Genomic DNA, 6,343 nt, shown 5'->3' on the forward strand with positions numbered 1-6,343 from the left:
CCAGGTAAGCAACTGCTTTATTGCACCCGAACCAGGGCTTTATTATACAAAGGCTGATGCAGTTTTTTCAACGCATCGGTCGAAAATTTAATGACTTTCCGGTCATAGGTCATCAGGCCATTGGTTTCCACTTCCACATCGGTTGTTTGTGTATACACCGCGGCAGACAATCCTTTTTCTATCAGGTGCGGAATCACGGAAATAAATTCCGCATAACGCTTGTACAGGTCTTCTTTATTTTTGAAACTTTGATATCCCCAGTTGTTTTTCTCCTGCCAGGTATGATTTTCGAGGGCTAATCCAAGACCGCCGAATTCACCCAGCACCAATATCCTGTCGGCGCCAAACAAAGCAGGATCGGGCATCAATGGCTCAGGGTAATTATGCAAATCGATGATATCTCCCACCGGCTCAAAATTGCCTCCACTGGCCGTGTTCACAAGGCGTGTAGGATCTTGCTGCTTGGTCCATTTTACGATTTCAGCGGTTTTAAACTGCCCCCAGGCTTCGTTAAAGGGTACCCATACCACAATCGACGGGAAATTGTAAAAATCCTGCATAATCTCCTTCCACTCGTTTTTGAAAATAGCAGCAGATTCAGGGGTGCGGTCTTTATCGGTTGCTTTTCCATAAATACCCGGCCGCATTTCCCATTGGTTACCCATATCTCCACTGGGCATATCCTGCCAAACGAGCATACCCAGCTGATCACAATGATAATACCAGCGGGCGGGCTCCACCTTTACATGTTTGCGGATCATATTAAAACCCATTTCCCGGGTTTTCAGAATGTCAAATTGCAGGGCCTCATCTGAAGGTGCAGTATACAGTCCATCCGGCCACCAACCCTGGTCAAGGGGTCCGTATTGAAACAGAAATTCATTGTTCAATAACATACGCTGAATACCATTGGCATCTTTTTTCATGGAAATTTTGCGCATAGCAAAATAAGACGCCACTTCATCCACCGGCTTTTTATTGCGGATTACTGAAATTTTCAGATCGTAGAGGAATGGATTTTCGGGCGACCATAACCGTGGGTTTTCCAACTTCAGCACTGCCGCTTCACCTGCATTTATTTCTTTTTGTGCAATTGTGGCTGTTCCGTTTTTTACAAGCACCAGTACCTTATCGCCCGGCTGCGCATTTTCTACCTCGGCAGTAATGGTAATGGTTTGCTGATCTATATCGGGCGTATGGCGGGTAGCGCTTATATAGGTGGCCGGCACTGCTTCCAGCCAAACTGTTTGCCAGATACCCGTTACCGGGGTATACCAGATGCCATTGGGGTTTACCACCTGCTTGCCCCGGGGTTGCGGGCCTTCATCGGAAGGATCCCAAACTTTTACCACTAATTTTTGCGGCCCCTTTTTCCGAACTACCGCCGTAATATCCATACTAAACGGATCAAACCCTCCTTTATGCGTACCAACCAGCTGATCATTTACAAACACCTCACATTGCCAGTCTACCGCACCAAAATGCAGCAGTATTTTTTTTGCTTTCGCCTGGGCAGGAACCATAAAATTCCGCTGGTACCACAGCACACTGTCCTTGCCAACAGTTTTCTGCACACCGGAAAGAGAAGATTCTACAGCAAAGGGCACCAGGATAGCTCCATCAAATTGTGCAGGCTGTGCAGCAGTACCAACCGGCTGAATCGAATAATTCCATAACCCATTCAGGTTTACCCATTCCGAACGCACCAGTTGCGGTCTTGGATACTCGGGTAATACCTGCGAGGGGTTTAGTTTTTCTCCCCATTCAGACTGAATTTTCCCTTTCACGGAAGTCCAGCTTTGTTGTGCCGATGCAGCCAATGACAAGGCCAGGCAACCAATTAATCCGACAACTGATGTTAACTTCATTACTACTATTTATTAGAATTCATCTATACCAATGGAGGGTTCAGATCAGCGGGTTGAGGTCCGATGCAGCAAATTCACCCGGTGCCTGGCCCATGAGCCAGCGTTGCCGGTCATTTTCCTGGTGTGGGTTACGCGGTTCGGTTACCCTAGCCCCATCTGCAAAATAAATGATGGTCATTACTTCACGGGTATGTGCCGATTGGTTACCCGGTGCATTATGCAGCGTCCACCCATAATGCCAGCTTGCATCGCCGCCATTCATGGTAGCAGGTCTGGTAATCGGATAGTTTTTTTCTTTTACATAGGCTTCCAGCAGTTGCTCCGATTCATCAGAAATGGGAATGTTTTCCACTGCACCATTTTTATGCGAGCCTGAAGCAAAACTGAGCATACCCATTTCCACAGAAATCGGGATAAGGGGCATCCACATGGTAATCGTATTGGTGGTATCAAGTGGCCAGTAATATTGATCCTGGTGCCAGGGCGTATGCCCACCGCCGGGTTCTTTATACAGCGCCTGGTCGTGGTAGAGCCGAACTCGTTCAACCCCCAGCAGGGCGGCGGCTATTTTCCCGAAGCGTTTTGCCAGGGTAAAAGCCCTTACCTGCTCATCCACTTCCCATAAATTCATAATCTGCAGAAAAGCTTTGCCATACGTATCGCGCTCCTGCATAGCGCGGGTTTCGGTATTGTACCGGTAAGCCGCTTCGTTGATAACCGCTCTGTAGGCAGCCAGCTCCGCGGGCGATAGCACCGAACGGGTATGAACATGTCCATGGGACCGAAAAGATCTTACATCGTCTTCGGATAGCTGAAATTCAGTATCAAGTGCAGGAAGCTGGCTGGTATTCATATGGCAAACATTATGTATACAAATCAATTAAAATTAAGGCGATCTACCAAAACAGGGTGTAGAGTGCCACCAGTAAGCCGGTTACCAGCAATGCGCCTACCGCAAAAGCCGGGTCAGGTTTAAATTCCTTCGGCTCCACCGAAAGCCCATTGGGCCTTACTCCCCTGGCGTGTTCAATGGTACTGATAATATACATAGCCACCATACATATCACAAATACTATGGCCATACGGTCAATAAATGGTATTTCAGCCACCCCCGCTTCATTTGCAATTGCCCAACCGGAAGGGATTAGTGCGCTGAGGTCTGCAAACCCGGGTAGAAACTTGAAAAATACTGAAAGCAGGAAACCCCCAATGGTTGCAAATAAGGCCGCATTGGATGTAGCTTTTTTCCAGAAAAAACCCAGGATAAACATGGCGAAAATTCCGGGCGATACAAAGCCGGTATATTCCTGTATATATTGGAACCCCCCTTTTTTATCAATACCCAGGAAAGGAGAAATAAAGATGGCCAGTATAATCGCAATGACTACGGTAATACGTCCAATGCTTACCAGTTTCTTTTCATCTGCATCGGGCGCAATGCGTTTTTTATAAATATCCAGGGTAAAAATGGTGGAAATGCTATTGGCTTTTCCGGCAAGCGAAGCTACCACCGCAGCTGTTAGTGCAGCAAAAGCAAGTCCCTTTAAACCCGGCGGTAAAAGATTCAGCAATACCGGGTAGGCCCTGTCAGGATTAAGCTCTCCATTTTGCAGCATTGCTTCCTGGAAATTGCCTTCCTGGTACAATACAAAGGCCGCAATACCTGGCAACACTACAATTACAGGCATCAATAATTTTAAAAATGCGGCAAAAAGAATACCGGCACGCGCCGTTTTAAGATCTGCCCCCAGGGCCCGTTGTGTAATATATTGATTGCATCCCCAATAATTGAGGTTTACAATCCACATACCCCCGATCAAAACCGATAACCCAGGAAGATCAATATAATTAGGATTATCCTGTTTAAAGATCATATGAAAATGACCCGATGCTTTTTCCTGCAATAAACCCAAGCCAGCTAAAGGACCATCCGCCCCAAAATGATCGCTCACCAGGTTCAGTGCCAGGTAGGTGGTAGCTAATCCTCCCAGGATCAGGAAAAACACCTGAATTACATCGGTATAGCCGATTACTTTCATGCCGCCCAAGGTAATTATGATGGCAAATAAACCCAGTGCAAGCATACATACGGTAAAGTTGATACCGGAAATACTGCTAACCGCCAGGGCCCCCAGGTACAGGATCGATGTAAGGTTCACCACCACGTACAATAAGAGCCAGAACACCGCCATTATCATAGCAACGGTTCCATTGTATCGTTGCTGCAGAAATTGCGGCATGGTATAGATCTTATTGCGCAGGTAAACCGGGATAAAAAAGAGCGCTACAATTATTAAAGTAGCTGCCGCCATCCATTCATAGGTAGCAATAGCAAGTCCCATTTTAAAACCGGAACCGCTCATACCGATGAATTGCTCGGCAGAAATATTGGAAGCAATCAGCGAGGCGCCAATTGCCCACCAGGTAAGTGAACCTTCCGCCAGGAAATAATCCTTACTGCTGGCTTCGGCCGTTTTTTTCCGATGGTATACCCACCATCCGTAACAGGCAACAATCAGAAAATAAATAATAAAAACCAGGTAGTCTTTGGAGTGAAGAATGTTCATGGCAGGCAATGCTTAAGGTTGTGCAGAAAATTTATAAATAGAACGGGTTGTATAGGTTTGTGCGGGTTGCAGGATAGTGCTGGGGAAAGCAGGTTGATTTACCGCATCGGGAAAATGTTGGGTCTCCAGGCAAAACGCAGTGCGAAAATCGTCTTTTGCACCTGTTTTAAACCTATTCTTTCCCTGCATAAAATTACCCCCGTAAAACTGGATGCCTGGTTCGGTGGTGTAAATCTCCAATTGAATACCACTCAGGTCTCCTTTGATACTGGCTGCTTTCTTCCAGGCAGCGCTGTCGTCCAGTACAAAATTATGATCGTATCCTTTTCCAAAACGAAGCTGTTCATCTGCGTTTTCCACCCGTTCGCCGATTGTGGTTGGCCGGGTAAAATCAAAGGGTGTACCGGCTACCTTCGCTATTTCGCCGGTAGGAATAAGCGTTGAATCAACCGGGGTATAAGCGCTTGCAAATAATTGCAACTGATGCTGATTAATGCTGCCGGCCCCTTCTCCATTCAGGTTAAAAAAAGCATGATTGCTGAGGTTAACCGGGGTGGCTTTATCCGTTGTAGCTTCGTATTGAATTAGCAGCTCCTGGTTCTGTGTAACGGTAAAAAAAACGGAGATGGTAAGCTGTCCGGGAAATCCTTCTTCCTTGTCGGGCGAAACATAGGATAAACGCAGGGTAGAATCGCTGGGTTGGGTCGCTTCCCATACCACGGCCTGCAATCCTTGTTTACCCCCATGCAGGGTATTGGGTCCATTGTTCGTGAACAGTGTATAGGTTTGGTTATCGAGGGTAAATTTTCCCCGGGCAATACGGTTAGCCACCCGGCCAACGGTTGCGCCGAAATAGGGCTCGGTAGCATTGATATAATCGGCTAAAGAAGCAAAGCCCACCACCACATCACGTTTAGTTCCGGTTTTATCAGGTACCTGCAAACTCACAATGCGGCCGCCATAATTGGTTATACCAACTGTCATTTCCCCGTTTTTCAACCAGTAAAGGCCAGTCTTTTTCCCGTTCAGGGTGGAATCAAAGGAATAATGCAGGGCTGTTGCAGAAGCGTTGGTTTCGTCCTTTTTTTTACCAGCATTACAAGCCATAAGCAGCAACAGTAGTACAGGCAGCATCGTTTTTTTCATGAAGCAAATTTAATGGGTAGCGGCAGGTATAGGCCGATAATATTCCAGCGCTTGTTTCCGGAGTTGTTCGGCCGCCCATTCGGGCGTAATATCCCGTTGCGGATTTGCCAGCATTTCATACCCTACCATAAATTTTTTTACCGTTGCGGAACGCAGCAGGGGTGGGTAAAAATGCATATGCCAATGCCATCCCTGTACACCGGGCGTATTTACAGGTGCCTGGTGTATTCCGGCAGAATAAGGGAAGGATACTTCGAACAGGTTATCGTAACGGGTGGTTAGGTTTTTGAGGATAGCTGCCAGTGATTTCTTTTCTTCCGCAGTAAACTCGTGGGTATAGCTTACCGGGCGTTTTGAAACAAGCAGGGTTTCGTACGGCCAGGTTGCCCAGAACGGCACCAGCAGCAGAAAATGTTCATTTTCTTCGAGTATACGTTCCTGTTGTTCCTGTTCCAGCTTACTATAATCTGCCAACAGGCTGCGCCCATGTTGCTCAAAATACTGCGCCTGCTGGCTAAGCTCTTTCTGAATTTCAACCGGTATAGAAGAGGACGCCCAAATTTGTCCGTGCGGGTGTGGGTTACTGCAGCCCATGATGGCGCCTTTATTCTCAAATACCTGTATATATTGTATACCCGGGTTTTTCGACAGCTCCAGGAACTCTTTACACCACAACTCAATGACTGCTTCAATTTCTGCCAGAGAAAGCATGGGCAGGGTTAAATCATGCCGGGGAGAAAAACCGATTACCCGGCAAATACC

At 47.0% G+C, this 6,343-nt stretch carries 5 protein-coding genes; all 5 read right to left on the bottom strand.

Annotated elements, in window-relative coordinates:
• Positions 1–17: 17 nt before the first annotated feature.
• Entirely contained in the window at positions 18–1,868 is a 1,851-nt protein-coding gene (locus A1D16_RS12635; RefSeq protein ID WP_290709991.1) for a sugar-binding domain-containing protein, read from the bottom strand.
• A 40-nt stretch (positions 1,869–1,908) separates the two neighbouring features.
• Positions 1,909–2,721 (bottom strand): phytanoyl-CoA dioxygenase family protein, encoded by an 813-nt coding sequence (locus A1D16_RS12640; RefSeq protein WP_290709993.1) that lies wholly within the window; start codon positions 2,719–2,721, stop codon positions 1,909–1,911.
• A 43-nt stretch (positions 2,722–2,764) separates the two neighbouring features.
• A complete protein-coding gene (locus A1D16_RS12645; protein WP_290709995.1) occupies positions 2,765–4,435 on the bottom strand; it encodes a sodium/sugar symporter in 1,671 nt (556 codons plus the stop codon).
• Positions 4,436–4,447: 12 nt separating this feature from the next.
• Complete coding sequence (locus A1D16_RS12650) at positions 4,448–5,581, bottom strand: aldose epimerase family protein (protein WP_290709997.1); 1,134 nt, start codon at positions 5,579–5,581, stop codon at positions 4,448–4,450.
• A 9-nt stretch (positions 5,582–5,590) separates the two neighbouring features.
• On the bottom strand, positions 5,591–6,343 hold a 753-nt coding region (gene galT / locus A1D16_RS12655), incomplete at its 5' end, for a galactose-1-phosphate uridylyltransferase (RefSeq protein ID WP_290709999.1).

Origin of the sequence: Flavihumibacter sp. CACIAM 22H1, assembly GCF_001601815.1 — a bacterium.
Classification (GTDB): domain Bacteria; phylum Bacteroidota; class Bacteroidia; order Chitinophagales; family Chitinophagaceae; genus Flavihumibacter.